We start from the raw sequence: 22268 nt of genomic DNA on the forward strand, positions 1-22268 counted from the left end.
CCCGGGAGGGGCGGGACCGGACGGACCGGATCAGACGTCCGTGACGCGCAGGCCCGCGTGGGCCTTGTAGCGGCGGTTGGTGGAGATCAGGTTGGCCACCAGCGACTCGACCTGGTGGGCGTTGCGCAGGCGGCCGGCGAAGACGCCGCGCATGCCCGGGATGCGGGCGGCCAGGGCCTGGACGATGTCGGTGTCGGCGCGGACCTCGCCGAGGACCATCACGTCGGTGTCGATCTCGTCGATCGACTCGTCCTGGAGCAGGACGGCCGAGAGGTGGTGGAAGGCGGCGGTCACCCGGGAGTCCGGGAGCAGGGCGGCGGCCTGCTGGGCGGCGCTGCCCTCTTCGACCTGGAGGGCGTAGGCGCCCTGCTTGTCGAAGCCGAGCGGGTTGACGCAGTCCACCACGAGCTTGCCCGCGAGGTCCTCGCGCAGCGCTTCGAGGGTCTTGGCGTGGCCCTCCCACGGCACCGCGATGATGACGATGTCGCTGCGGCGCGCGCACTCGGCGTTGTCCGCGCCCTCCACGCCGAGGCCCAGTTCGTCGGCCGCGGTCTGCGCGCGGTCGGCGGCGCGGGAGCCGATGATCACCTTCTGGCCGGCCCTGGCGAGCCGGTAGGCCAGGCCCCGGCCCTGGTCACCGGTGCCGCCGAGGACGCCGACGACGAGGCCGGACACGTCCGGCAGCTCCCACGGGTCCTTGACCGGCGGCTTCTGCGTGTTGTCTGAGGAAGTCATGGGGGCGAGGGTACTGCCGGGTAGCCCACAGTCGAAGGGTGGTGAAGGGGAAGGAACCGCTCCCCGTGTCGCCCGCATGGTGCAGGATGCCGATATGGACGCCGTGAGGGTCGCGCTGCTGCGCGAGGTGCTCGCCGGTACGCAGTGGCCGGGAGACGCGCGCCGCTTCGCCGGATCGCTGCGCCGGTCCGTCGTACCGGCCGGCGGTCACCTGCTGCTGGTGGGGACCGAGGGCTACGAGCCCTGGCATCTGGCGGCGCACCTGGTGGACGAAGCCGCCTGGTCGGGCCTGCCGGAGCTGGCGCCCACGCTCGTACGCCACCACGTGCGGCCCGGGGAGCCGCCGCACCTCTCGGTGGGGCTGGGCCGGCTGGCGGCGGCCCGGCGCGGGCACACGCTGCTGGTGGTGGCGCCCGGAACGCCGGGTGCGGGACTGCTGGAGCGCGTCCACGACGCGCGGCGCGCGGGGGCGACCGTACTGTCCCTGGACGGCGGGGACCCGGATCTGGGCGCGCTCGCCCACGACGGGCTGTCGGTACCGGCACCGGTGCCGGACGACGGAATGGACCTGGACACCGTGCAGCACCTGGTCAGCGCGGCGGCCGGGGAGAACACGCCGCCGGTGCGGCGCGGACCGCGCCGGTTCGGGGACCGGCTGGCGCGGCTGGCCGACCACCTGACCGCGCCGCCGCCCAGCCGCTGGTGAGGCCTACGCCCCGCCCGTGCCGGTGGTGCCCTCTTCGTCCTCGCGGGTCCTGTCGTTCCACTTGGGGTCGTTCTGCCATTCCAGGTTGCGTTCCTGCGCCGTCTCCATGGCGTGGTTCGCCTCCTCCGGGGTGCCGTACGGACCGAACCGGTCCTTCGCCGGGCAGTCGGGGCCTTCCTCGACCTTCTTGTGGACCAGGCAGTAGTACCACTCGCCGGGTTTGCCCACCTGACGCTTCTTGAACAGGGCCATCGTCGTCGGGCTCCTCTCGTACCGCTCTATCCCGCCATGCTGCCCCATCCCCGCTGGATACACTCGCTCGCATGTCTGGCCAGTCGCTGCTCGTACCAGGCGAGCTCTCTCCCGTCCGTTCCGTTCCCGGAAACATCCGCCGGCCCGAGTACGTGGGCAAGCCCGCGCCCGCTCCGTACACCGGACCGGAGGTGCAGACCGCCGAGACCATCGAGGCCATGCGCATCGCCGGCCGGATCGCCGCCCAGGCGATGGAAGAGGCCGCGAAGCTGATCGCGCCGGGGGTGACCACCGACGAGCTCGACCGGGTCGCCCACGCGTACATGTGCGACCACGGGGCCTACCCCTCGACGCTCGGCTACCGGGGCTTCCCGAAGTCGCTGTGCTCCTCCGTGAACGAGGTCATCTGCCACGGCATCCCCGATTCCACCGTCCTGCGCGACGGTGACATCGTGAACCTCGACGTGACCGCGTACATCGGCGGCGTGCACGGCGACAACAACGCGACCTACCTGTGCGGGGAGGTGGACGAGGAGTCGCGGCTGCTGGTGGAGCGCACCCGGGAGGCACTGAACCGGGCCATCAAGGCCGTCAAGCCGGGCCGCCAGATCAACATCATCGGCCGGGTCATCGAGTCGTACGCGAAGCGCTTCGGCTACGGCGTGGTCCGGGACTTCACCGGCCACGGCATCAACACCTCCTTCCACTCGGGCCTGATCGTCCCGCACTACGACAGCCCGCACGCCACCACCGTCATCGAGCCCGGCATGACCTTCACCATCGAGCCGATGCTGACGCTGGGCACCCACGAGTACGACATGTGGGAGGACGGCTGGACGGTCGTCACGAAGGACCGCAAGCGGACCGCGCAGTTCGAGCACACGCTGGTGGTCACGGACTCCGGCGCGGAAATCCTGACCCTCCCCTAGCCGTTCCGGCCGCCTCCACGGAGGCGAACGGGGCCGGGCCCGGTGCACCTGTGCACCGGGCCCGGCCCTGTTTTCCCGTGCACTGCCCGAGGGCTACGCGCTGAGCGGGAACTCCTCGCCCAGCTCCCGGAAGACCGCGCCGTTGAAGTCGAAGGCGCGCTTGCACTCGTCGATGATGCGCTGCTTCTCCAGGTCGTCCGCCGCTATGGCGTCCAGCAGCTCGCGGTAGGTCCGCTTGAAGGCCGCCGGGTTGGAGATGTCCGCGAAGACGTAGAACCGGACGCCGTCGCCCTTGCGCTCGAAGCCCCAGGTGCGCTCCGCCTTGTCGCGGATGATCTGGCCGCCGGAGAGGTCGCCCAGGTAGCGGGTGTAGTGGTGGGCGACGTACCCGCCCGGCCACTGCGCCGCGCACTCGGCCACCCGGTCGGCGTACGCCCGCGTCGCGGGCAGGGCCACCACGCTCTCGCGCCAGTCCGGGCCGACCAGGTGGGCGAGGTCGCGCTCGATCTCGGCGACGCGCATGAGCTCGGGCTGGATGAAGGGGCCGGCCACCGGGTCGTCCTTGAGGGATTCGGCCGCTTCCTCCAGGGCCCGGTACACGAACCACAGTTGCTCCGTGTAGCGCGTGTACGCCTCCACGCCGAGCCGTCCACCCAGCAGATCGCTCATGAAGGTCGACGTCTCGGCCTCGGTGTGCTGCTCGTGCGAGGCGACGCGGATGACCGTAGAGAAGGCGTCCAAGGCGGACCTCCAGGAAGAGGAAACAGGCGTGACGGCATCACCGTCACGCCCGATCCTCCTACTTAGGCTTGCCTAAGTCAATGAGTTCCCGACGCCTTGTCGGTAAAAAATCCGGCCCCGTGACCGCGTCAGCCGCCCGAGAGCGCCCAGAGCGCGAGCAACCCGACGAGGACCACGTGGGGGTAGAGGAAGGCCAGGAGGCAGCCGATGCTCCCCAGCGCAAGACGCCGCCTGCGCTGCGCGTCGGTCCGGGGCGGAATCCAGGTGAAGGCCACCATCGCCAGCGGCAGGGCGTAGAAGTAGGCGAACCCGGGCGGGAACCCGGGCAGGTACGAGCTCGCCCGGCCGCACCACACGGCCACCGGCGCCAGCGCGGTGAAGAGCGCCGCCACCGGCAGCCACCGCTGCCGCTCGTCGGGGCGGCGGATCACCGAAGTCTTCGTCATGACGCCATCACACCGCGGCGCCCGCCGGCCGCGTCAGCGCCGGCGTACTCAGTTCCCCCTGTACGGGATACCCAGGAAGGGGTGGGTCAGATCCTGTCCGGGGCCGGGGCGAAACGGACGCGGCCGCCGATCTCCACCGTGCCGTCCGGGCCGGGGGCGGTGAGGATCTGGGAGCCGGCGCCCTGGGTGATGTTCAGGGCGCGGTTCAGCTCGGCCGTCAGCAGGATCGCCGCCGATCCGGTGGCCTCGTCCTCGGTGATGATCCCGTCGGGGCGGCGCGGAAAGCCCCGGGCCCGGACGCGGCCCGCGGCCTCGTCCTCCCAGGCCCAGGCGTACAACCAGCCCTCGCCGGGCGGCGGGGCGGGCAGCGCCTCGACCTCGGCAACGGATCCGTACTGCTCGGTGCGCTTGCCCTCGACCCACTCGGGGCGGGCCGTGATCCAGGTGAACTCCCCGTCGTCACGCGCCCATACGGATCCGGCGGGCGGCTGGAGCTCTTCGATGTCCAGCAGCCACGCGGCCCCGACCAGCGGATGTCCCGCGAAGGACATGCGCGTGCCGGGGGTGCGGATGTCGACGACCCCGCGCTCGGGGTCGTCGACGAACACCGTCTCGCTGTAGCCGAGTTCGGCGGCCAGGGCCTGCCGCGACGCGTCGTCGGGGCAGGTCCGGCCGTCGCGTACGACACCGAGCAGGTTGCCGAAGCGGCCGTCACCCGCGCAGAAGACCTTCAACACGTCGAGATCGTTCACGCGGGAAATTGAAGCACGGCTCAGACCCGGGCCGTACGGCGCCTGCGCGCGAGGTACACCGCGCCCGCGCCGGCCGCGATCACCACGCCGGAGGTGGTGAGCAGGGCCCCGGCCGGGATCTCGGCCCCGGTGTTGGCCAGGTTGCCGCCGACGGTGGAGGAGCCGCCGCCCACGGTGCCGCCCGTACCGCCGGTGGTGCCGCCGGTGCTGCCACCGGCCGTACCGCCCGTGGTCCCGGCGTTCGAACCGCCCGTCGAGCCACCGGTCGTACCGCCGGTGCTCGGCAGGGTGGCGTCCTTGTCCACCGCCACGGCGAAGGTGAGCGGGTCGATCGCGTCGCCCGCCTTGTACATGGAGCCGGTGGTGTCGTTGGCGAAGGCGGCCGCGCCCTCGGCGGTGAAGACCGCCGGGACCGCGTTCAGCGCCAGGACGCCGTTCTTGGTCTTGTAGTCGGTCTTCGACAGGTCGAGCGCGGCGAAGCGGAGGCCCGCCTTGGTGCCGGAGGCGTTCTTGACGTCCACGTAGAGGGTGCCGGTCTTGCCGGTGGCCTCGACGCGGGGGCTGCCGAAGGTCATGTCGATGCCGTGGGCCGCGTACTGGAAGCGCAGGTTGCCCTGGAAGGAGGCGTTCAGCTGCTGCTTCTTGACGTCGAGGTCGCCCTTGCCGAAGGCGAAGTCGAAGGTGTCGCCGTTCTTGGCGGCGCCGCCGGCCGGGGTGATCGACCCCGCGCTCAGCACGTACTTGCGGAAGGACTCCTTCACACCCCAGGTCAGCTTGCCGCTGAGCACCTTCTGCGTGTCGTCGGCAGGAGGGGTCGGCTTCTTGGTGGTGTTCTCCGGGGTCGGCTCCGGGTCGGGCTTCTTCTCGAGGTCCAGCTTCGCGGTGAGCGGGTCGCCCGGCTTGTCCTTGTAGCTCGGCGAACCGAGCACGTCCGCGGCTTCCTGGGTGAGCGTGGTCGCCAGGCCGTTCATCGTCTGGCCGGCGAAAGCCACGGTGGCCATCGGCACGTCCTGGGTGGTCGCGCCGCCCTTGGTGACGTCCGCGGTGAGCTTCTTGGTGCCGGTGTCGATCCGGATGTCCGAGAGCTTGACCTCGAAGCCGTGGCCGGTCGGCGGGGCGGGCGAGGAGAAGGTGACACTGCCCTTGAAGGCCGCCTTCACCACGTGCCCGTTGGCCGGCTCGTACGCGCCGGTGGGCTCGACGAAGCGCAGGGTGCCGTCCTCGTTCTGCCTGGCGCCGTCCGCGACGGTGATGGTGCCCTTGGCCATGCCGGTCACGTAGGTGCGGTAGCTCGCGAGCACGCCCCAGTCGAGGGTGCCGCCGGTGATCTTCACCGGGTCGGTGGGCGGGCCGCCCGCGGCGGTGGCCGGCAGGGCGAAGGCGGTGGCGCCGAGCGCTGCGGCGGTCAGGACCGCGGCCGCGAGGGAGATCGGGCGTCGGATGGACGACATGGCTGGGTACTCCTGGAGGAACAGGGGAAGGGGAGGAAGGAGGGGGTGCCTACTGGGGCGCGTCGGCCGGCGCCGGCGAGGCGGCTGCCGTACGACGCTTGCGCACGACCAGGAAGGTGCCGCCGCCGGCCAGGGCCAGGACGGCCACGGCGAGGGCGACGAAGAGCCCGGTGTTCGAGGGCTCCGCGGCCTGCGCGGCGGGGGCGGGCTCGGCGGAGGGCGACGCGGACGCGGACGCGGGCGGGGGCGGGGCCGTCGAGCCCAGGTCGGGCAGGGCGGGCAGCTGGGCGGTGGAATCCAGGGCGACGGCGAGCGAGACGGGATCCATCTCGGTGCCGGCCTTGTACATGGAGTTGAAGGCCTGGGAGCCGCCCTCGGTGAGGGTGGCCGGGGCTTCGGTCAGGGTGGCCAACTTGCCCTCGGTCTTCAGACCCTTGGCGTCGAACTCCACGAGCGGGACGGCGTTCTTCGTCGCGCCGCCGGTGGTGACGTCCGCGGACAGGACGCCCTTGCCGTTCTCCACCTTCACGCCCATCTTGCCGAGCGTGAGGTCCAGGTGGGCGCCGGTGAACTGGACCGTACCGGCGAAGGCCGCGTCAAGGGTGCCTTTCGCGCCGTCGAACGAGCCCTTGCCCTGCGGGAAGCGGAACAGCGCGCCGCCGTCCTGGGCGCCCTCGGCGAGGACCCACTTGCCCTGGCCGATGGAGCCGGTGACGTACTCGCGGAAGGTACGGCGCACCCCCCAGTCGACGGCGGCGTCGGCGAAGGCGCCCGCCGCCTGCGGGGTCTGCGCGGTGGCGCTCGGCTGCGCCGTGGCCGACTGCGCGGGCGCGGCGGCCGCGGCGGCCTTGACGTCGGCGGAGAGCGAGATCGGGTCGAGCTGGGTGCCGGCGCCGTAGTAGCCGGCGAACGCCGTGGCGCCTTCCGTGGTGAGGGTGGCCGGGATGTTCGTGAGGGACAGCGGGCCGGCGCCGCCCTTCATGTTGATGCCGCCGACGCCGAGCGCGGCGAAGGCGACCTGCGACTGGTCGGTGACCGCGCCGCTGTCCTTGGCCTTGCTGGAGACGTCCACGTACAGGGTGCCCTTGCCGCCGGAGATCTTGACGGTCGGGCGGCTGATGGTCATGTCCAACTCGTGGACTCCGTCGGGCTTCTGGTGGCCCTGGAAGGTCACCCCGCCCGAGTAGGAGGCCTCGAAGGTTCCGGAGTCGGGGTCGTAGGAGCCGGCCGCGGAATGGAAGCGGAAGAGGCTGCCGCCCACGGTGGCTGCGCCACTCTTCAGCTTGAAACCGCCTTTTGCCACCGGACCGGTGACATAACTCTGGAAAGACGATTTGATGCCCCAGTCGAGACGACCCCCCTGCACGGTGCCCGCCTGGGCGGCGGTCGCCGGGAGCAGAGCGCCCAGCAAGGCCGCCAACAGGGCAACGGCGAACGCACGGACGGGTCTTGCGGGCATGAATGCCCCCTCCTGAGGTCTAGCGAGCAAGGTTAGGCTAACCTAAGCTAACCACGGCCGGATGAACACCCCCCGGTCTCCAGAACCTCAGTCGGACGATCAGGACGGTGCCTTCGTGCCTACGCCCGCCGCGTCACACCGCTTTCCCCGTCTCGCAGTTGCCGTGGCAGCACTGGCACTCGCACTGACGGCCTGCGGAGGTACGGCCACCACCCCGGGCTCATCCGCCCCCGCCGCAGCCGCGGTCCCGGACCGGCTGGAACCGCTCCCGGCGCCACAGCCCGCCCTGCCGGTCACCGTGCCCTCGGCCGACGGCACGCAGGTCACGATCGCGTCCGCGGACCGGATCGTCCCGCTGAGCGGCAGCCTCAACGAGATCGTCCACACGCTGGGCCTCGGCAACCAGGTCGTCGCCCGGGACATCACGGCCACCTTCGAACAGGCCGCCCAGCTGCCGGTGGTGACACGCGGCCACGACGTCTCCGCCGAGAGCGTCCTGTCCCTGCGCCCGACCCTCGTCGTCGCGGAGACCACCAGCGGCCCCGCGGAAGCGGTTCAGCAGATCCGCGACGCCGGCATCCCGCTCCTGGTCATCGCCCCCGCCAAGGGGCTGGACGACGTCCCGAAGCGCATCGACGCCGTGGCCGCCGCGCTCGGCGTGAAAGAGGCCGGCACGCAGCTGAACCAGCGCACCGCCGACCGGATCGCCACCGTCCGCAGGGACATCCCGGTCGCCTCCGGCAAGAAGCCCCGGGTGGCCTTCCTCTACCTGCGCGGCACCGCCTCCGTCTACCTGCTGGGCGGTTCGGACTCCGGCGCCTCCTCACTGCTGGAGGCGGCCGGCGCGGTCGACACCGGCAAGGACTCCGGACTCGGCAAGGACTTCACCCCGATCACCAGCGAGGCCCTGGCGGCCGCCGCGCCCGACGCGATCCTCGTCATGTCCAAGGGCCTCGAATCGGTCGGCGGCATCGACGGCCTGGTGAAGATCCCGGGCGTCGCCCAGACCCCGGCCGGCATGGACCGCCGGGTGGTCACGGTCGACGACGGCGTCCTCCTCAACTACGGCCCCCGCACCGACCAGGTCCTCTCCTCCCTGGTCACCCAGCTCTACGGCCGCCTGCGGTGACCCGCCACGACCCCGAAGCAAGGACCGCTCCCGAGACGGACTCCAACGAGTCGGCAGTCGCGGCGGCATCGCACGGTTCCGCCGGGGACGGGAGTGTGCCGGGGCGATCCCCGCAGGGCGCCGAACGCACTGCCGCCGCGCTTTCCGACCCCTCGCCACGTTCGGCGCCCGAGGAGACGCCCCGGCGCGCGCCCGGCCCCGGCGGAACCGCCGCCCCCACCGCCGCCCCGGCAAAGCCCCGCGGCCGCGACCGCGACGGCAACGGCGACGGCAGACGCAGCGGGAGCGGCACCGGCACCCGCAGGCCCGCCCTGCTCACCGCCGCCCTCGTGGGGACGCTCGCCCTCCTCGCCCTGCTCTCCGCAGGAGTCGGCGCGTACGACATCCCCCTCACCGACGTCCTCGCCTCCGTCCGGCACCACCTCGGCCTCGGCGGAGCCCCCCTCGACCGGGTCGGCGAGAGCGTGCTGTGGAACGTCCGGCTCCCCCGCGTCGTGCTCGCCCTGCTCGTCGGCGCCAGCCTCGGCTGCGCGGGCGCGCTCATGCAGGGCGTCTTCGGCAACCCCCTCGCCGAGCCCGGCGTCATCGGCATCTCGGCCGGCGCCGCCGTCGGCGCGGTCGCCGCCATCGGCCTCGGCCTCAGCTTCTTCGGCAACTGGACCATCACCGTCTGCGCGTTCATCGCGGGCCTGATCACCGTCAGCTCGGTGTACCTCCTCTCCCGCAACGGCGGGAAGACGGAGGTCGTCACCCTCATCCTCACCGGCATCGCCGTCAACGCCTTCGCCGGCGCCCTCATCGGCCTGTTCGTCTTCTTCGCGGACAGCGGACAGGTCAACCAGATCACCTTCTGGCAGCTCGGCTCCCTCGCCCAGGCCACCTGGCCCAAGGTCCTCGCCGTCCTGCCCTGCGCCGTCGCCGGCCTCGTGATCGCCCCCCTCTACTCCCGCCGCCTCGACCTCCTCTCCCTCGGCGAACGCCCGGCCCGCCACCTCGGCATCGACGTCGAGCGGCTGCGCCTCTCCCTCATCCTGGTCGTCGCGCTGCTCACCGCCGCCGCCGTCGCCGTGGCCGGCGTCATCACCTTCATCGGGCTGCTCGTCCCGCACCTGCTGCGCATGGCCAACGGCCCCGGGCACCGCTTCCTGGTCCCCGGCAGCGCCCTCGCCGGCGCCGTCGTCCTGGTCGCGGGCGACCTGGCCGCCCGTACCCTCGCCCAGCCCGCCGAGCTCCCGCTCGGCGTACTGACCGCACTGCTCGGCAGCCCCTTCTTCTTCTGGCTGCTGCGCCGCACCCGCCGCAAGCAAGGAGGCTGGGCGTGACCGGCAAGCTGACCGGGCTGCTCACCCGCTCCCGCAGGACCGTCCCGGCCCGCCCCGCCCCGGGCGACGTGGTCGCCGAGTCCGTGGACCTGCACCTGCGGCTCGGGCAGCGCGAGGTCCTCGCCGGGATCGACCTGACCGCCCGGGCCGGCGAGGTGCTGGCGCTGGTCGGCCCGAACGGTGCCGGCAAGTCCACGCTGCTGGGCGCACTCGCCGCCGACCTGCCCGCCGCCTCCGGAGTGATCCGGATCGACGGCCGCCCGGTGGGCGACTGGAGCGCCCCGGATCTCGCCCTGCGCCGCTCCGTACTTCCCCAGTCGGCCGCGCTGTCGTTCCCCTTCCCGGTGGAGGACGTCGTACGGATGGGCCGCGCGCCCTGGGCCGGCACCCCGCTCGCCGAGGCCGACGAGGAGGCGGTGGCGCTCGCCATGGCCGCCACCGAGGTCGCGGACTTCGCCGCGCGGCCCTTCTCCGCCCTCTCCGGCGGCGAGCGGGCCCGGGTCGCGCTGGCCCGCGTACTGGCCCAGCGGGCCCCGCTGCTGCTGCTCGACGAGCCGACCGCCGCCCTCGACCTGCGCCACCAGGAGCTCGTGCTGCGCATCTGCCGGGAGCGGGCGGCGGCCGGGGACGCGGTCGTCGTCGTCCTGCACGACCTGGGGCTGGCCGCCGCCTACGCGGACCGGGCCGCCGTCCTGCACGACGGGCGGATCGCCGCGGACGGCCCGCCGGCCGAGGTGTTCGAGGGCGAGCTGCTGAGCCGGGTCTACCGGCAGCCGGTGGAGGTCCTCCCGCACCCCCGCACCGGGGCCCCGCTGGTGATTCCGGTACGGGCCTGACCCGCGGCCCGACGTCCGGCCCGGACTACGGCTCGTACCGCGGCTCGGACCGCGGCTCGGACCGCGGCTCGGACCGCGGCTCGGACCGCGGCTCGGACCGCGGCTCGGACCGCGGCTCGGACCGCGGCTCGGACCGCGGCTCGGACCGCGGCTCGGACCGCGGCTCGGACCGCGGCTCGGACCGCGGCTCGGACTGCGATTCTACCCCCCTCTTTACTTCTGCTTGACCGTGCCATGGGACTGTCGTGAAGGTGCCGTGACAGCGCCGTGTCCGGGACACAAACATATGAGCTGAATCACGGTAGGCGGGGGTATGGGTGAGGTAAGCCTCGGTTAAGTTAGGTCCGCCTCATCGGCCTTTCCCTCCTCGGGACGGCCCCTTCGTCCGACGCCAGGAGCCCTTGTATGCGCCCCGCCCGCCTCACTGTCATCGCCGCGGCCTCCGTGGCGGCCGCACTGACCGCCGTCACCGGCTGCTCCCAGAAGAGTGACGCGGGCGGCAACGACGCGATCAAGGTGGCTGCGTCCGACAGTGCCTGCGACGTGTCGAAGACGGAGTTCCCGGCCGGCAAGGTGCAGTTCGACGTCGAGAACAAGGGCGCCAAGGTCACCGAGGTCTACGTCCTCTTCCCCGACGCCCGCATCGTGACCGAGCGCGAGAACATCGGCCCCGGCACCAAGGCCTCCATCACCGCCGAGATCAAGGCGGGCGAATACGAGATCGTCTGCAAGCCCGGCATGAAGGGCGACGGCATCAAGCAGAAGGTCAAGGTCACCGGCAAGGGTGCCGCCGAGGAGAAGCGCAGCCCCGAGGCGGACGCCGCGGTCGCCGCCTACCGCGCGTACGTGGTCACGCAGGCCGAGGAGACCCTCCCCAAGGCGCAGGCCTTCGCGGACGCGGTGAAGGCCGGTGACATCGAGGGCGCGAAGAAGCTCTACGCCACCTCGCGCATCGGCTGGGAGCGCACCGAGCCGGTCGCCGAGTCCTTCGGCGACATCGACCCGAAGGTGGACGTCCGCGAGGACGGCCTGGAGGCCGGCCAGGACCTGGAGAAGGACTGGACCGGCTGGCACCGCCTGGAGAAGGCCCTGTGGGCCGACAACAAGATCGGTGACCGGGAGAAGCAGCTCGCCGACACCCTGATCACGGACCTGACCGACTGGCAGAAGAAGGTCGGCCAGGCGGAGATCACCCCGACCTCGATCGCCAACGGCGCCAAGGAGCTCCTCGACGAGGTCGCCACCGGCAAGGTCACCGGTGAGGAGGAGCGCTACTCGCGCACCGACCTCGTCGACTTCAAGGCCAACGTCGAGGGTGCGCAGAAGGCGTACGAGCTGCTCAAGCCGATCGCGTCGAAGAACGACCCGGAGCTGGTCAAGCAGCTCGACACCCAGTTCGCGGCCCTGAACACCCTTCTGGACAAGTACCGCGCCGACCAGACCACCTACGAGTTCACCTCGTACGACAAGGTCGGCGAGCCGGAGCGCAAGGAGCTCTCGGACGGCGTGAACGCGCTCGCCGAGCCGCTCTCCAAGCTCGCCGCCGCGGTCACCAAGTAACCGGCAGAGACGGAAGCAGGCGAGAGACCACGATGAGCGAGTCGGAGTCGGCGGCGCAGCCGCAGCCGGAACAGCAGGCGGTCGGCGAGTCCTCGACCGCGCCCTCACGACGCGCGGTGCTGGGCTGGGGCGGGGCCGGGTTCGCGCTCGGCGCCGCCGCGGCCGGCGGTGCGGTGTCGGCCTTCGGGAGCGGCCCGGACATGGTGTCGGCGGCGTCCTCCGGGGCGTCCGTGCCGTTCCACGGCGAGCACCAGGCCGGTATCGCCAGCGCCGTGCAGGACCGCCTGCACTTCGCGGCCTTCGACGTGAAGACGAAGGACCGCGAGGAACTGGTCAAGCTCCTCAAGGAGTGGACGGTGGCGGCCCGGCTGATGACGGCCGGTCTGCCGGTCGGCGAGGGCGGCTTCGGCGGCCTCCCGGAGGCCCCGCCGGACGACACGGGCGAGGCGCTGGGCCTGAAGGCCTCCCGGCTCACCCTGACCATCGGCTTCGGGCCGGGCCTGTTCGCCAAGGGCCGGTTCGGGCTGGAGGGCAAGCGCCCCGAGGCGCTGGTGGACCTGGAGCTGTTCCCCGGCGACAACCTGGACCCGGCCCGCTCCGGCGGCGACCTGTGCGTCCAGGCCTGCGCCGACGACCCGCAGGTCGCCGTGCACGCGATCCGCCAGCTGGCCCGCATCGGCTTCGGCAAGGTCGCCGTGCGCTGGTCGCAGCTCGGCTTCGGCAAGACCTCGTCGACCACCCCCGACGAGCAGACCCCGCGCAACATGATGGGCTTCAAGGACGGCACCCGGAACATCTCCGGCACCGACAAGGCCGCCCTGGACAAGCACGTGTGGGTCGGCGCGGGCGACGGCAGCGACTGGCTGACCGGCGGCTCGTACCTGGTGGCGCGCCGGATCCGGATGAACATCGAGACCTGGGACCGCACCCCGCTCCAGGAGCAGGAGGACATCTTCGGCCGCGACAAGGGCGAAGGTGCCCCGGTCGGCAAGTCCAAGGAGCGCGAAGAGCCGTTCCTGAAGGCGATGAAGCCGGAGGCGCACGTGCGCCTCGCGCACCCGGACACCAACAACGGTGCGACGATCCTGCGCCGCGGCTATTCCTTCACCGACGGCACGGACGGACTGGGCCGCCTGGACGCGGGCCTGTTCTTCCTGGCCTACCAGCGCGACGTCCGCAAGGGCTTCATCCCGATCCAGCGCAATCTGGCCAAGTCCGACGGCCTCAACGAATACATCCAGCACGTGGGTTCGGCCGTCTTCGCCGTCCCGCCGGGCGTCCGCGACAAGGACGACTGGTGGGGCCGGACGCTGTTCGCGTAGTCCCCGCCGGAGAGGAACAACCGCCGTGTTCGGCAACTATCTGATCGGCCTGCGCGAGGGGCTGGAGGCCAGTCTGGTCGTCTGCATCCTCGTCGCCTACCTGGTGAAGACCGAGCGCCGGGACGCCCTGCGTCCCGTGTGGCTGGGCATCGCGATCGCCTGCGGGATCTCCCTCGCCTTCGGCGCGATGCTCGAATTCGGCACCCAGGAGCTCACCTTCGAGGCGCAGGAGCTGCTCGGCGGCACCCTGTCGATCGTCTCCGTGGGTCTGGTGACGTGGATGGTCTTCTGGATGAAGCGCACCGCGCGGCATCTGAAGGCCGATCTGCACGGCAAGCTGGACACGGCGCTGGCCATGGGCACCGGGGCGCTGGTGGCCACCGCCTTCCTGGCCGTCGGCCGGGAAGGCCTGGAGACGGCGCTGTTCGTGTGGGCGTCGGTACGGGCGAGCGGCGAGGGTTCCTCGGCTCCGCTGATCGGTGTGCTGCTGGGCATCGCCACGGCGATCGCCCTGGGGTACCTCTTCTACCGGGGCACGCTGAAGATCAATCTGGCGAAGTTCTTCCGGTGGACCGGCGCCATGCTGGTGGTCGTGGCCGCGGGTGTGCTCGCGTACGGGGTGCACGACCTCCAGGAGGCCCGTTTCCTGGGCGGCCTGGGCGACAAGGCCTTCGACATCAGCCAGACGATCCCGCCGGACAGCTGGTACGGCACCCTGCTCAAGGGCGTCTTCAACTTCCAGCCCGACCCGACCGTCCTCCAGCTCTCGGTGTGGCTGCTGTACCTGGTCCCCGTGCTGACGCTGTTCCTGCTCGACCGTGGCCGCCCGGCGGCCGCGCCGCAGGTGCGGCCCGCGGACTCGGACTCCACGCCCGCGGGCTGAGGGCGGGCGGCCGGACGGCTGTCGCCGACAGGCTGTGGTGAAGGGCCTTCGGGCCCGTCACCACAGCCTGTCGGTGTTTCCGGGGTGGAGCGGGACGCGGACGCCCGTGAAGGCGGCGCGGTCCCGGCCCGGGTCGTCCGTGAAGAAGGCCGCGAGCACCACCTTGTCGAAGCCGGGTTCGTCGGTGGCCAGGGGATCCTCGGGGGTCCCGCCCACCAGGACCGTGCCGGGCAGCACGTCGAAGCCGGCCGCCTCGTAGAAGGCCGCCAGGGGCCGGTCGCAGCTGAACAGCGCCAGGTCCACGGCCGGGTCGGCCGCCAGCTCGGCGCGGGCCGCCGCCACCAGCCGCGCTCCGCATCCCCGGCCGCGCAGCTCCGGCAGGGTGACCACGGAACTGAGTCCGGCGGCCCGATACGTGCGGTCCGCGAGCGGAATCGGCTTGTACAGCAGCGACAGCGCGGCGATCACCGTGCCGACCGCGTCCACGAGCAGCATCGTCCTCGGGTGGAGCGCCGGGTCATGGCCGGGCGTGGAGCCGGGCCACACTCTCGCCTCCAGCTCGGCAACCTGCCGGGCCGGGCCCGCGGGCAGGTCCGCCTCGGCATATCCGATCACCCTCATGGGCGGACCTCCCGACTCTGCCGCAGCACCGTTGCCGGGGGCGCTGCCCCCGGACCCCCGCGCCTCAAACTCCGGCAGGGCTGGACGGTGCTCACGGGATGCGGACGCCCTCGCCGCCCACCCTGACCCGGGGGTCACCGGCGCGCAGTTCCACGGTGAGCACCCCGGGGCGGCCCATGTCCGCTCCCTGGTGGAGGGTGAGCACGGCGTCCGCCGGGACCAGGCCGCGCTCGCGGGCGTACGCGCCGAAGGCGGCCGCGGCCGCTCCCGTGGCGGGGTCCTCGACCACGCCGCCCACCGGGAAGGGGTTGCGTACGTGGAACTCCGCCGGGCCGGCCCGGTGCACCAGCTGGACCGTGGTGAGGTCCAGGCGCCGCATCAGGGCCTCCAGCCGGGCGAAGTCGTAGGCCAGGTCGGCGAGCCGGGCCCGGGTGCGGGCGCCGATCACCAGGTGCCGGGCTCCGGCGTAGGCGATGGCGGGCGGGAACGCCGGGTCCAGGTCGGCCTCGGGCCAGTCCAGCGCGGCCAGTGCCTCGGCGAGGTCCGCCGCGCCGATCTCCTCGGTGTGCGGTTCGACGCTGGTGAGCGTGGCCCGCAGCTGCCCGCCCTCGGAGGTGACGGACACCGGTACGGTCCCCGCGCGGGTGGCGAGCAGGAGTTCGCCCGGCCCGATCCGCTCCCCCAGCGCGATGGCCGTGGCCACGGTCGCGTGCCCGCAGAAGGGGACCTCCGCCTTCGGGCTGAAGTAGCGCACGGTGAAGGACCGGCCCTCCTCGCCGCCGAACCCCTCGGGCGGGGCCGTCAGGAACGCCGTCTCGCTGTAGCCCAGCCCGGCGGCGATCTCCAGCATGGCGCGCTCGTCCAGTCCGGCGGCGTCGAGCACGACCCCGGCGGGGTTGCCGCCGTCCGGGTCGTGGGAGAAGGCCGTGTAGCGCAGTACCTCGGTGTCGGTCATGCCGACATGATCGACTGCGTCCCGGCGGCCTGGCAATGCGTTTCGGGCGGTGGATCCCGCGGGGCTCAGCCGCGGCCGATGTACGGCATCGAGGTCGCCATCACCGTCGCGAACTGCACGTTCGCCTCCAGCGGGAGCTCCGCCATGTGCAGGACCGTGCGGGCCACGTCGGCGGCGTCCATCACCGGCTCGACGGCCAGCTGACCATTGGCCTGGAGGATGCCGGTCTGCATCCGCTCGGTCATATCGGTCGCCGCGTTGCCGATGTCGATCTGGCCGCAGGCGATCCGGTAGGGCCGCCCGTCCAGCGACAGGGACTTGGTCAGGCCGGTCATCGCGTGCTTGGTCGCGGTGTAGGCGATGGAGTTCGGGCGCGGCACGTGCGCCGAGATGGAGCCGTTGTTGATGATCCGGCCGCCCTGCGGGTCCTGCCGCTTCATCTGCCGGAAGGCGGCCTGCGCGCAGAGGAAGGCGCCGGTGAGGTTGACGTCGACGACCGAGCGCCAGGCCTCGTAGGTGAGGTCCTCCAGCGGGACTCCGCCCGGTCCGAAGGTGCCCGCGTTGTTGAAGAGCAGGTCGAGGCGCCCGTACCGGGCCCGGACCGACTCGAACAGCGCAGTGACGTCGTCCGGGTCGCCCACGTCCGCCCGGACGCACAGCACGTCGGCGGCCTTCCCGGCGGCCGCGGCGGTCTCCTGCAGCGGCTCGGTGCGGCGGCCGGCCACGGCCACGGCCCAGCCCGCGGCGGCCAGGGTCAGCGCCACGGAGCGGCCGATCCCTGAGCCGGCGCCGGTCACCACGGCGATCTTCTTCGTACTTTCGTCCATGGGGCCGCAGGGTACGTCACACGGCGCCGCGTTCCCCGGACGTTCCGATTGCTGAGAGCATGGGTCGGTCAGGGGTGCGTAGATCAGATGAGAAGACTGGAGTTCCGCATGTCGGAGAGAGGCCCCGCGACGGCCGCCTCGCACGACTCGTCGCCCGATTCGCCCTCTGCCCCCACCGCCACAGCGCCCCTGACGGCCGCCCGCCGTACGGGCCTTCTGGTCACCTTCGTGCTCGGCGGGCTCACCGCCCTCCCCCCGCTTTCCATGGACATGTACCTGCCGGCCCTGCCGCAGGTCACCGACGCCCTGCACAGCCCTGCCGCGACCATCCAGCTCACCCTCACGGCCTGCCTCGCCGGCATGGCCCTGGGCCAGCTCGTCATCGGCCCGATGAGCGACAAGTGGGGCCGCCGCCGGCCCCTGCTCATCGGCATGGTCGTCTACGTCCTGGCCACCGCGATCTGCGCGCTCGCCCCGACCACCGAGCTGCTGATCTCCTTCCGGCTGCTCCAGGGCCTGGCCGGCGCCGCCGCGATCGTCATCGCCCGGGCCGTCGTACGCGACCTGTACGACGGGGACGAGATGGCCCGCTTCTTCTCCACCCTGATGCTCATATCCGGGGCCGCCCCGATCATCGCCCCGCTCATCGGCGGCCAGGTGCTGCGCTTCGCCGACTGGCGCGGGGTCTTCGTCGTCCTCACCGTCGTCGGCACGGTCCTCACCCTGATGGTCTGGCGCGGCCTCGGCGAGACCCTGCCGCCCGAGCGGCGGCACACCGGCGGCGTCGGCTCGGCCCTGCGGACCATGCGCGGGCTGCTCGGCGACCGCGTCTTCGCGGGCTACACCCTGACCGGCGGCTTCTCCTTCGCCGTGCTCTTCTCCTACATATCCGCCTCGCCGTTCGTGGTGCAGGAGATCTACGGGGCCTCGCCCCAGGCCTTCTCCCTGCTCTTCGGGCTGAACTCCGTCGGCCTGATCCTCGTCGGCCAGATCAACGGCAAGCTGCTGGTGGGCCGGGTCCGCCTGGACAAGGTGCTGGGCGTCGGGCTCGCGGTGGTCCTGGCCGCCGCGGTGTCGCTGCTGCTGATGTCGACCGGAGTGTTCGGGGAGGTCGGGCTGACCCCGATCGCCGCCGCCCTGTTCGTCCTGATGTCGGCCATGGGCGTGGTGCTGCCGAACACCAACGCGCAGGCCCTGATGCGGACCCCGCACGCGGCCGGATCGGCCTCCGCGCTGCTCGGCACCTCCTCGTTCCTGATCGGCGCGATCGCCTCGCCGCTGGTGGGCATCGCGGGCGAGGACACGGCGGTGCCGATGGCACTGGTCCAGCTGGTCTGCGCCCTCCTCGCCGTGAGCACCTTCCTCGGCCTGTGCCGCCCGTGGCAGACCACATCCGCCCAATCCGGCCCCGCCGGCGTTTGAGGCGCGGGGTCAGGGGCGGAGCCCCGGTCCTCGAGCCGCACCGGACCAGCCGGCCCCGCCCGGGGTCGGCGGCCCCGCCCCGGACCGGCGTCATAAACTTCGCAGGTGAACGCCTCCGCCCCCACCTCCGCCGACACCCTCCGCCGCACGCTCGGCGGGCTGCTCGACGGGCTCCCGCCCAAGCAGGCCGCGGCCGCCGTCGAGCGGCTCATCGCCAGCTACCGGGGGCAGACCCCGACCGACGCGCCCGTGCTGCGCGACCGCTCCGACGTGGCGGCGTACGCGGCGTACCGGATGCCCGCCACCTTCGAGGCCGTCCGGAGCGCCCTCGACGGGCTGGCCGAGGCGGCGCCCGACTGGGCGCCGGGCTCGCACGTGGACGTGGGCGGCGGTACGGGCGCCGCGACCTGGGCGGTGGACGCCACCTGGGACGGCCCGCGGGAGACCACGGTGCTGGACTGGGCGGAGCCGGCCCTGGCCCTCGGCCGGGAACTGGCGGCCGCCTCGACCTCCGAGGTGCTGCGCGGGGCCGCGTGGCGGCGGGCCGTCATCGGCTCGGGGCTGAGCCTGCCCGAGGCCGACCTGGTGACGGTGTCGTACGTACTGGGCGAACTGACCGCGCCGGCGCGCACGGCCGTCGTCGCCGAGGCGGCGCGGGCCGGCCAGGCCGTGGTGCTGATCGAGCCGGGCACGCCGGAGGGGTACCTGCGCATCCGCGAGGCCCGCAACCAGCTGATCGAGGCCGGGCTGCGGATCGCCGCCCCGTGCCCGCACGACGGGACCTGTCCGATCGAGGTCGGCAAGGACTGGTGCCACTTCTCTGCGCGGGTCAGCCGGTCCTCGCTGCACCGGCAGGTCAAGGGCGGCTCGCTCCCGTACGAGGACGAGAAGTTCAGCTACGTCGCCGCAACCCGCTTCCCGACGGAGCCGGCCACCTCCCGGATCACGCGGAAGCCGCAGATCCGGAAGGGGCTCGTCCTGCTGGAGCTGTGCGGCCCCGAGGGTGAGGGCCTGACCCGGGTCAATGTGACCAAGCGCCACGGCGACCTCTACAAGGCCGCCCGGGACGCCGACTGGGGCCAGGCCTGGCCCCCGGCGTAGACGGCCTAGGCCGTGTCCGCAAAGTAGCTCCGGCCGCCCGGAGGGCGGGCCCCGCGGCGTCTGGTGCCGTGCATCGCAAGGCGGAGGGCCGCCCGTGTACTGGACGTACTCGGGCGGCCCGACAACGCGGCGAGGTGCGGTGCCAGGCGTCGCGGGGCAGGCGGGACTTTGCGGACACGGCCTAGGGCCGCAGCTCCTGGGTGCAGCACTTCACGCTGCCGCCGCCCTTGAGCAGCTCGCCCAGGTCCATCGGGACCGGCTCGAACCCCCGGTCCCGCAGCGGCTCCAGCAGTCCGGTGGCCGCCTGCGGGAGCAGGACGTGCAGGCCGTCGGAGACCGCGTTCAGGCCGAGGGCGGCCGCGTCCCGGCCGTCGGCGATGAGGGCGTCCGGGAAGAGCCGCCTGAGCACTCCCTGGCTGCCGGGCGAGAAGGCGTCCGGGTAGTACATGATCTCGTCGCCGTCGAGGACGCTGAGCGCCGTGTCCAGGTGGTAGTAGCGCGGGTCCACCAGGTCGAGGCCGATGACCGGGCGGCCGAAGAACTCCTGGGCCTCGTCGTGCGAGAGCGGACTGGAGCGGAAGCCCCGGCCGGCCAGGATGTAGTTCTCGGTGACCGCGAAGTCCCCCTCGCCCTCGTTGACGTGGGACGGCTCGTGGATGTCCGGGTAGCCGTGGGTACGGAACCAGTCGAGGTGGATCTCGGCCTCGGCGGCCCGTTCCGGGTAGGCGAACCGGGCCCCGAGGACCCGGCCGTCGACGACGAGGGCCCCGTTCGCCGCGAAGACCATGTCGGGCAGCCCGGGGTCGGGTTCGAGGGTCTCGACGACGTGTCCGAGGGAGCGGTAGCGGTCCCTCAGGTCTTCCCACTGGGCCAGTGCGAGGGGCAGGTCCACCGGTTTCGTGGGATCCATCCACGGATTGATGGAGTACGTGACCTTGAAGTGTGCGGGTGGGCACATCAGGTAGCGCCGGGGTGTGGCGTCTCTGCGCAAAGAAGGCTCCTCACGACTTTCACGACTCGGGGTCGAGTGCTGGAGAGAATCGTCTCTCCTCCACCTGGACAGCACAGTGAACTGATTGGGTGGTTTACGCAAACCTGTGAAAAGACGAGACGTCTCGCTTTGATACTTTCGGGCCATGCCCAAGACCCCTGACGCCACCCGCCGCAGCGACCGCTCCCGGCGCGCCATCCTCGACGCCGCGCTCGCCCTCGTCGGGGAGGTCGGCTACAACAAGCTGACCATCGAGGCCATCGCCGCCCGCGCGGGCGTCGGCAAGCAGACCATCTACCGCTGGTGGCCGTCGAAGGCCGCCGTCCTCCTCGACGCCTCCGTGGCCCTCGCCGGGGACGCGGAGACGGAGGCCGGGTGGACCGGCTTCCCCGACACCGGGGACCTCGCCGCCGACCTGAAGCAGGTCATGCGGGCGACCGTCGACGAGTTCAACGACGAGAAGTACGACGCCCCCGCACGCGCCCTGACGGCGGCCGGGGCCACCGACCCCGAGCTCGGCGCCCGCTTCACCGAGCGGCTGCTGGAGCCCCAGCTCGCCCTGTACGAGGCCCGGCTGCGCACGGCCCGCGAGGCCGGCCGGCTCGCGCCGGACACGGACCTGCGCCTCACGGTCGAGATGCTCGTCGGACCGCTCACCTACCGCTGGCTGATGCGCACCGCGCCCCTGACGCACGCGTACACCGACGCGCTCGTGGACCGGGTGCTAGGTGGGGTGGCCAACGTCACCGCCCGATAGCGGGCAGGGAATCGAAGATCGGCCGAGAACATTTGGCCTGTTTCTATGGCTATGTGGGGATTTCCGGCCGTGCATCTCCAACCCCCCGGTCGTCCAGAGCGGTCACCCGGGGCTCAGGATGGTGGGACCATGGGTTGGTCCGCCGGGGATACGGTGAGGTGAGGGGATAGATGGGGTCTGAGTCCGGCCGCGTCAAACGCGGCGAGCAGAGCAGGATTTCCCAGTGGCTGCGCCGGCGGCAGAAACCCACCGCCGAAGATCCGGGAGCGGAGCGCGAGGCGCTCCTCCTGGCCGTCGCCGCCGCGGGCCTGCCGCTCGCCCCCGCCGCCCATCCCGCCGGTTACCGATGTTCGTGCGACCGGATCGGCTGTCCGACGCCCGCACGGCACCCCGTCTCCTTCGCCTGGCAGACCCAGTCGACCACCGACCGCGCACAGGTCGAACGCTGGGCGCGCAACCAGCCCCAGGCCAACTTCATCACCGCGACCGGCATGGTCCACGACGTACTCGACGTCCCGCTGGAAGCCGGCACCGACGCCCTCGACCGACTCCTGCTCGCCGGCATCAAGGTGGGCCCCGTCGCCGAGTCGGGCGGCACCGGCGACCAGGCCCGGATGCTCTTCTTCACCGCCACCCGCGGCACCCCCGAGGACGAGGACGAGTGGTGGCCCTGCGCACTGGACTGCCACCCCGAGACGATGGACGAACACCCGGGCCTGCGCTGGCACTGCCGCGGCAGCTACGTGCTGGTCCCGCCGGCGGCCCTCCCCGGTGACCGGTCGGTGACCTGGATCCGCGGCATGGAGCACCCCCTCCCGGACCCGCTCACCCTCCTGGAAACCCTCACCGACGCCTGCGCCACCTACGCCGGCGCCGCCGACCACGCCCCCGCCACGGTGGCCTGGCCCCTGGGCCGCTAGCCCCGGACCCCACCGGTCTCCGCCCGGACCTGCGCCTCAAACTCCCCCAGCTACCGCTGGGAGGTGCCCCCTGGCGGGGCTGAAATTGCCCTGCGGGCAATGCAGCCCGCCGGGCGGCACGTACGGGCGCAGCTCAGCCAAAATTCAGCCC

At 72.3% G+C, this 22268-nt stretch carries 23 protein-coding genes; 12 read left to right on the forward strand and 11 right to left on the reverse strand.

Annotation, left to right across the window (positions count from 1 at the left end; all coding sequences use genetic code 11):
* Positions 1-30 precede the first annotated feature (30 nt).
* A complete protein-coding gene (gene npdG, locus JYK04_RS14710; protein ID WP_189736522.1) occupies positions 31-735 on the reverse strand; it encodes an NADPH-dependent F420 reductase in 705 nt (234 codons plus the stop codon).
* A 94-nt stretch (positions 736-829) separates the two neighbouring features.
* On the opposite strand from npdG, the gene JYK04_RS14715 reads away from it, so the two are divergent.
* Positions 830-1441 (forward strand): hypothetical protein, encoded by a 612-nt coding sequence (locus tag JYK04_RS14715; RefSeq protein WP_189736524.1) that lies wholly within the window; start codon positions 830-832, stop codon positions 1439-1441.
* Between the two features lie 3 nt (positions 1442-1444).
* Here the strand turns inward: JYK04_RS14715 and JYK04_RS14720 are convergent, their stop codons facing one another.
* The gene (locus JYK04_RS14720) at positions 1445-1693 is read right to left on the reverse strand and encodes a hypothetical protein (protein WP_189736526.1); all 249 of its coding nucleotides are present in this window, start codon (positions 1691-1693) and stop codon (positions 1445-1447) included.
* 71 nt (positions 1694-1764) lie between these two features.
* Here JYK04_RS14720 and map point away from each other — a divergent pair, with 71 nt between their 5' ends.
* Positions 1765-2622: a type I methionyl aminopeptidase gene (gene map / locus JYK04_RS14725; protein WP_189736528.1), complete on the forward strand. Its 858-nt coding sequence runs from the start codon at positions 1765-1767 to the stop codon at positions 2620-2622.
* A 93-nt stretch (positions 2623-2715) separates the two neighbouring features.
* Here the strand turns inward: map and JYK04_RS14730 are convergent, their stop codons facing one another.
* The 5 genes from JYK04_RS14730 to JYK04_RS14750 all read right to left on the reverse strand — a co-directional run bounded on the left by JYK04_RS14730 (position 2716) and on the right by JYK04_RS14750 (position 7471).
* Positions 2716-3363, reverse strand: coding sequence for a biliverdin-producing heme oxygenase (locus tag JYK04_RS14730; protein WP_189736530.1), 648 nt, complete (start codon positions 3361-3363; stop codon positions 2716-2718).
* Between the two features lie 128 nt (positions 3364-3491).
* On the reverse strand, positions 3492-3809 hold the full coding sequence (locus tag JYK04_RS14735; RefSeq protein WP_189736532.1) for a hypothetical protein: 318 nt from the start codon (positions 3807-3809) through the stop codon (positions 3492-3494).
* A gap of 86 nt (positions 3810-3895) precedes the next feature.
* Positions 3896-4561 carry a PhzF family phenazine biosynthesis protein gene (locus JYK04_RS14740; protein WP_189736534.1) on the reverse strand — a complete coding sequence of 222 codons (666 nt, stop codon included), beginning with the start codon at positions 4559-4561 and terminating at the stop codon, positions 3896-3898.
* A 20-nt stretch (positions 4562-4581) separates the two neighbouring features.
* Complete coding sequence (locus JYK04_RS14745) at positions 4582-6012, reverse strand: HtaA domain-containing protein (protein ID WP_189736536.1); 1431 nt, start codon at positions 6010-6012, stop codon at positions 4582-4584.
* A 49-nt stretch (positions 6013-6061) separates the two neighbouring features.
* Positions 6062-7471, reverse strand: a complete 1410-nt coding sequence (locus JYK04_RS14750) for an HtaA domain-containing protein (RefSeq protein WP_189736538.1) — start codon at positions 7469-7471, stop codon at positions 6062-6064.
* A gap of 61 nt (positions 7472-7532) precedes the next feature.
* On the opposite strand from JYK04_RS14750, the gene JYK04_RS14755 reads away from it, so the two are divergent.
* The 6 genes from JYK04_RS14755 (at position 7533) to efeU (ending at position 14523) form a co-directional block, all read left to right on the forward strand.
* Positions 7533-8600, forward strand: coding sequence for a heme/hemin ABC transporter substrate-binding protein (locus JYK04_RS14755; RefSeq protein ID WP_189736540.1), 1068 nt, complete (start codon positions 7533-7535; stop codon positions 8598-8600).
* A gap of 311 nt (positions 8601-8911) precedes the next feature.
* A complete protein-coding gene (locus JYK04_RS14760) occupies positions 8912-9922 on the forward strand; it encodes a FecCD family ABC transporter permease (RefSeq protein WP_189736653.1) in 1011 nt (336 codons plus the stop codon).
* The gene (locus tag JYK04_RS14765) at positions 9919-10758 is read left to right on the forward strand and encodes a heme ABC transporter ATP-binding protein (RefSeq protein ID WP_229875176.1); all 840 of its coding nucleotides are present in this window, start codon (positions 9919-9921) and stop codon (positions 10756-10758) included. The genes JYK04_RS14760 and JYK04_RS14765 overlap by 4 nt, the downstream gene beginning before the upstream one ends.
* A 405-nt stretch (positions 10759-11163) precedes the next feature.
* Positions 11164-12318 carry an iron uptake system protein EfeO gene (gene efeO / locus JYK04_RS14770; protein ID WP_189736542.1) on the forward strand — a complete coding sequence of 385 codons (1155 nt, stop codon included), beginning with the start codon at positions 11164-11166 and terminating at the stop codon, positions 12316-12318.
* A 32-nt stretch (positions 12319-12350) separates the two neighbouring features.
* Complete coding sequence (gene efeB, locus JYK04_RS14775) at positions 12351-13640, forward strand: iron uptake transporter deferrochelatase/peroxidase subunit (RefSeq protein ID WP_202186058.1); 1290 nt, start codon at positions 12351-12353, stop codon at positions 13638-13640.
* Between the two features lie 25 nt (positions 13641-13665).
* Positions 13666-14523, forward strand: coding sequence for an iron uptake transporter permease EfeU (gene efeU / locus JYK04_RS14780; RefSeq protein ID WP_189748618.1), 858 nt, complete (start codon positions 13666-13668; stop codon positions 14521-14523).
* Between the two features lie 57 nt (positions 14524-14580).
* Here the strand turns inward: efeU and JYK04_RS14785 are convergent, their stop codons facing one another.
* The 3 genes from JYK04_RS14785 to JYK04_RS14795 all read right to left on the reverse strand — a co-directional run bounded on the left by JYK04_RS14785 (position 14581) and on the right by JYK04_RS14795 (position 16926).
* Positions 14581-15144, reverse strand: coding sequence for a GNAT family N-acetyltransferase (locus JYK04_RS14785; protein WP_189748619.1), 564 nt, complete (start codon positions 15142-15144; stop codon positions 14581-14583).
* 91 nt (positions 15145-15235) lie between these two features.
* Complete coding sequence (locus tag JYK04_RS14790) at positions 15236-16099, reverse strand: PhzF family phenazine biosynthesis protein (protein ID WP_189748622.1); 864 nt, start codon at positions 16097-16099, stop codon at positions 15236-15238.
* 65 nt (positions 16100-16164) lie between these two features.
* Positions 16165-16926 carry an SDR family oxidoreductase gene (locus JYK04_RS14795; protein WP_189748625.1) on the reverse strand — a complete coding sequence of 254 codons (762 nt, stop codon included), beginning with the start codon at positions 16924-16926 and terminating at the stop codon, positions 16165-16167.
* A 108-nt stretch (positions 16927-17034) separates the two neighbouring features.
* Between JYK04_RS14795 and JYK04_RS14800 the strand changes: the two genes are divergently transcribed.
* Both JYK04_RS14800 and JYK04_RS14805 read left to right on the forward strand, forming a co-directional pair.
* Complete coding sequence (locus tag JYK04_RS14800; protein WP_189748628.1) at positions 17035-18348, forward strand: Bcr/CflA family multidrug efflux MFS transporter; 1314 nt, start codon at positions 17035-17037, stop codon at positions 18346-18348.
* 105 nt (positions 18349-18453) lie between these two features.
* Positions 18454-19449, forward strand: a complete 996-nt coding sequence (locus JYK04_RS14805) for a small ribosomal subunit Rsm22 family protein (protein ID WP_189748631.1) — start codon at positions 18454-18456, stop codon at positions 19447-19449.
* A 181-nt stretch (positions 19450-19630) separates the two neighbouring features.
* Here the strand turns inward: JYK04_RS14805 and ddaH are convergent, their stop codons facing one another.
* Positions 19631-20440, reverse strand: coding sequence for a dimethylargininase (gene ddaH / locus JYK04_RS14810; protein ID WP_189747865.1), 810 nt, complete (start codon positions 20438-20440; stop codon positions 19631-19633).
* A gap of 145 nt (positions 20441-20585) precedes the next feature.
* Here ddaH and JYK04_RS14815 point away from each other — a divergent pair, with 145 nt between their 5' ends.
* Together JYK04_RS14815 and JYK04_RS14820 are read left to right on the forward strand one after the other, a co-directional pair.
* Positions 20586-21197 carry a TetR/AcrR family transcriptional regulator gene (locus JYK04_RS14815; protein ID WP_189747863.1) on the forward strand — a complete coding sequence of 204 codons (612 nt, stop codon included), beginning with the start codon at positions 20586-20588 and terminating at the stop codon, positions 21195-21197.
* A 170-nt stretch (positions 21198-21367) separates the two neighbouring features.
* Positions 21368-22117, forward strand: coding sequence for a bifunctional DNA primase/polymerase (locus JYK04_RS14820; protein WP_189747861.1), 750 nt, complete (start codon positions 21368-21370; stop codon positions 22115-22117).
* Positions 22118-22268: the final 151 nt, after the last annotated feature.

It is taken from the genome of Streptomyces nojiriensis, from assembly GCF_017639205.1.
Classification (GTDB): domain Bacteria; phylum Actinomycetota; class Actinomycetes; order Streptomycetales; family Streptomycetaceae; genus Streptomyces; species Streptomyces nojiriensis.

What these genes read in the sequence shown, in the direction of transcription:
- npdG (WP_189736522.1), bottom strand. Translation starts at nt 735, where the DNA reads ATGACTTCCTCAGACAACACGCAGAAGCCGCCGGTCAAGGACCCGTGG.
- JYK04_RS14715 (WP_189736524.1), top strand. Translation starts at nt 830, where the DNA reads ATGGACGCCGTGAGGGTCGCGCTGCTGCGCGAGGTGCTCGCCGGTACG.
- JYK04_RS14720 (WP_189736526.1), bottom strand. Translation starts at nt 1,693, where the DNA reads ATGGCCCTGTTCAAGAAGCGTCAGGTGGGCAAACCCGGCGAGTGGTAC.
- map (WP_189736528.1), top strand. Translation starts at nt 1,765, where the DNA reads ATGTCTGGCCAGTCGCTGCTCGTACCAGGCGAGCTCTCTCCCGTCCGT.
- JYK04_RS14735 (WP_189736532.1), bottom strand. Translation starts at nt 3,809, where the DNA reads ATGACGAAGACTTCGGTGATCCGCCGCCCCGACGAGCGGCAGCGGTGG.
- JYK04_RS14745 (WP_189736536.1), bottom strand. Translation starts at nt 6,012, where the DNA reads ATGTCGTCCATCCGACGCCCGATCTCCCTCGCGGCCGCGGTCCTGACC.
- JYK04_RS14750 (WP_189736538.1), bottom strand. Translation starts at nt 7,471, where the DNA reads ATGCCCGCAAGACCCGTCCGTGCGTTCGCCGTTGCCCTGTTGGCGGCC.
- JYK04_RS14755 (WP_189736540.1), top strand. Translation starts at nt 7,533, where the DNA reads ATGAACACCCCCCGGTCTCCAGAACCTCAGTCGGACGATCAGGACGGT.
- efeO (WP_189736542.1), top strand. Translation starts at nt 11,164, where the DNA reads ATGCGCCCCGCCCGCCTCACTGTCATCGCCGCGGCCTCCGTGGCGGCC.
- efeB (WP_202186058.1), top strand. Translation starts at nt 12,351, where the DNA reads ATGAGCGAGTCGGAGTCGGCGGCGCAGCCGCAGCCGGAACAGCAGGCG.
- JYK04_RS14785 (WP_189748619.1), bottom strand. Translation starts at nt 15,144, where the DNA reads ATGAGGGTGATCGGATATGCCGAGGCGGACCTGCCCGCGGGCCCGGCC.
- JYK04_RS14790 (WP_189748622.1), bottom strand. Translation starts at nt 16,099, where the DNA reads ATGACCGACACCGAGGTACTGCGCTACACGGCCTTCTCCCACGACCCG.
- JYK04_RS14795 (WP_189748625.1), bottom strand. Translation starts at nt 16,926, where the DNA reads ATGGACGAAAGTACGAAGAAGATCGCCGTGGTGACCGGCGCCGGCTCA.
- JYK04_RS14800 (WP_189748628.1), top strand. Translation starts at nt 17,035, where the DNA reads ATGTCGGAGAGAGGCCCCGCGACGGCCGCCTCGCACGACTCGTCGCCC.
- JYK04_RS14815 (WP_189747863.1), top strand. Translation starts at nt 20,586, where the DNA reads ATGCCCAAGACCCCTGACGCCACCCGCCGCAGCGACCGCTCCCGGCGC.
- JYK04_RS14820 (WP_189747861.1), top strand. Translation starts at nt 21,368, where the DNA reads ATGGGGTCTGAGTCCGGCCGCGTCAAACGCGGCGAGCAGAGCAGGATT.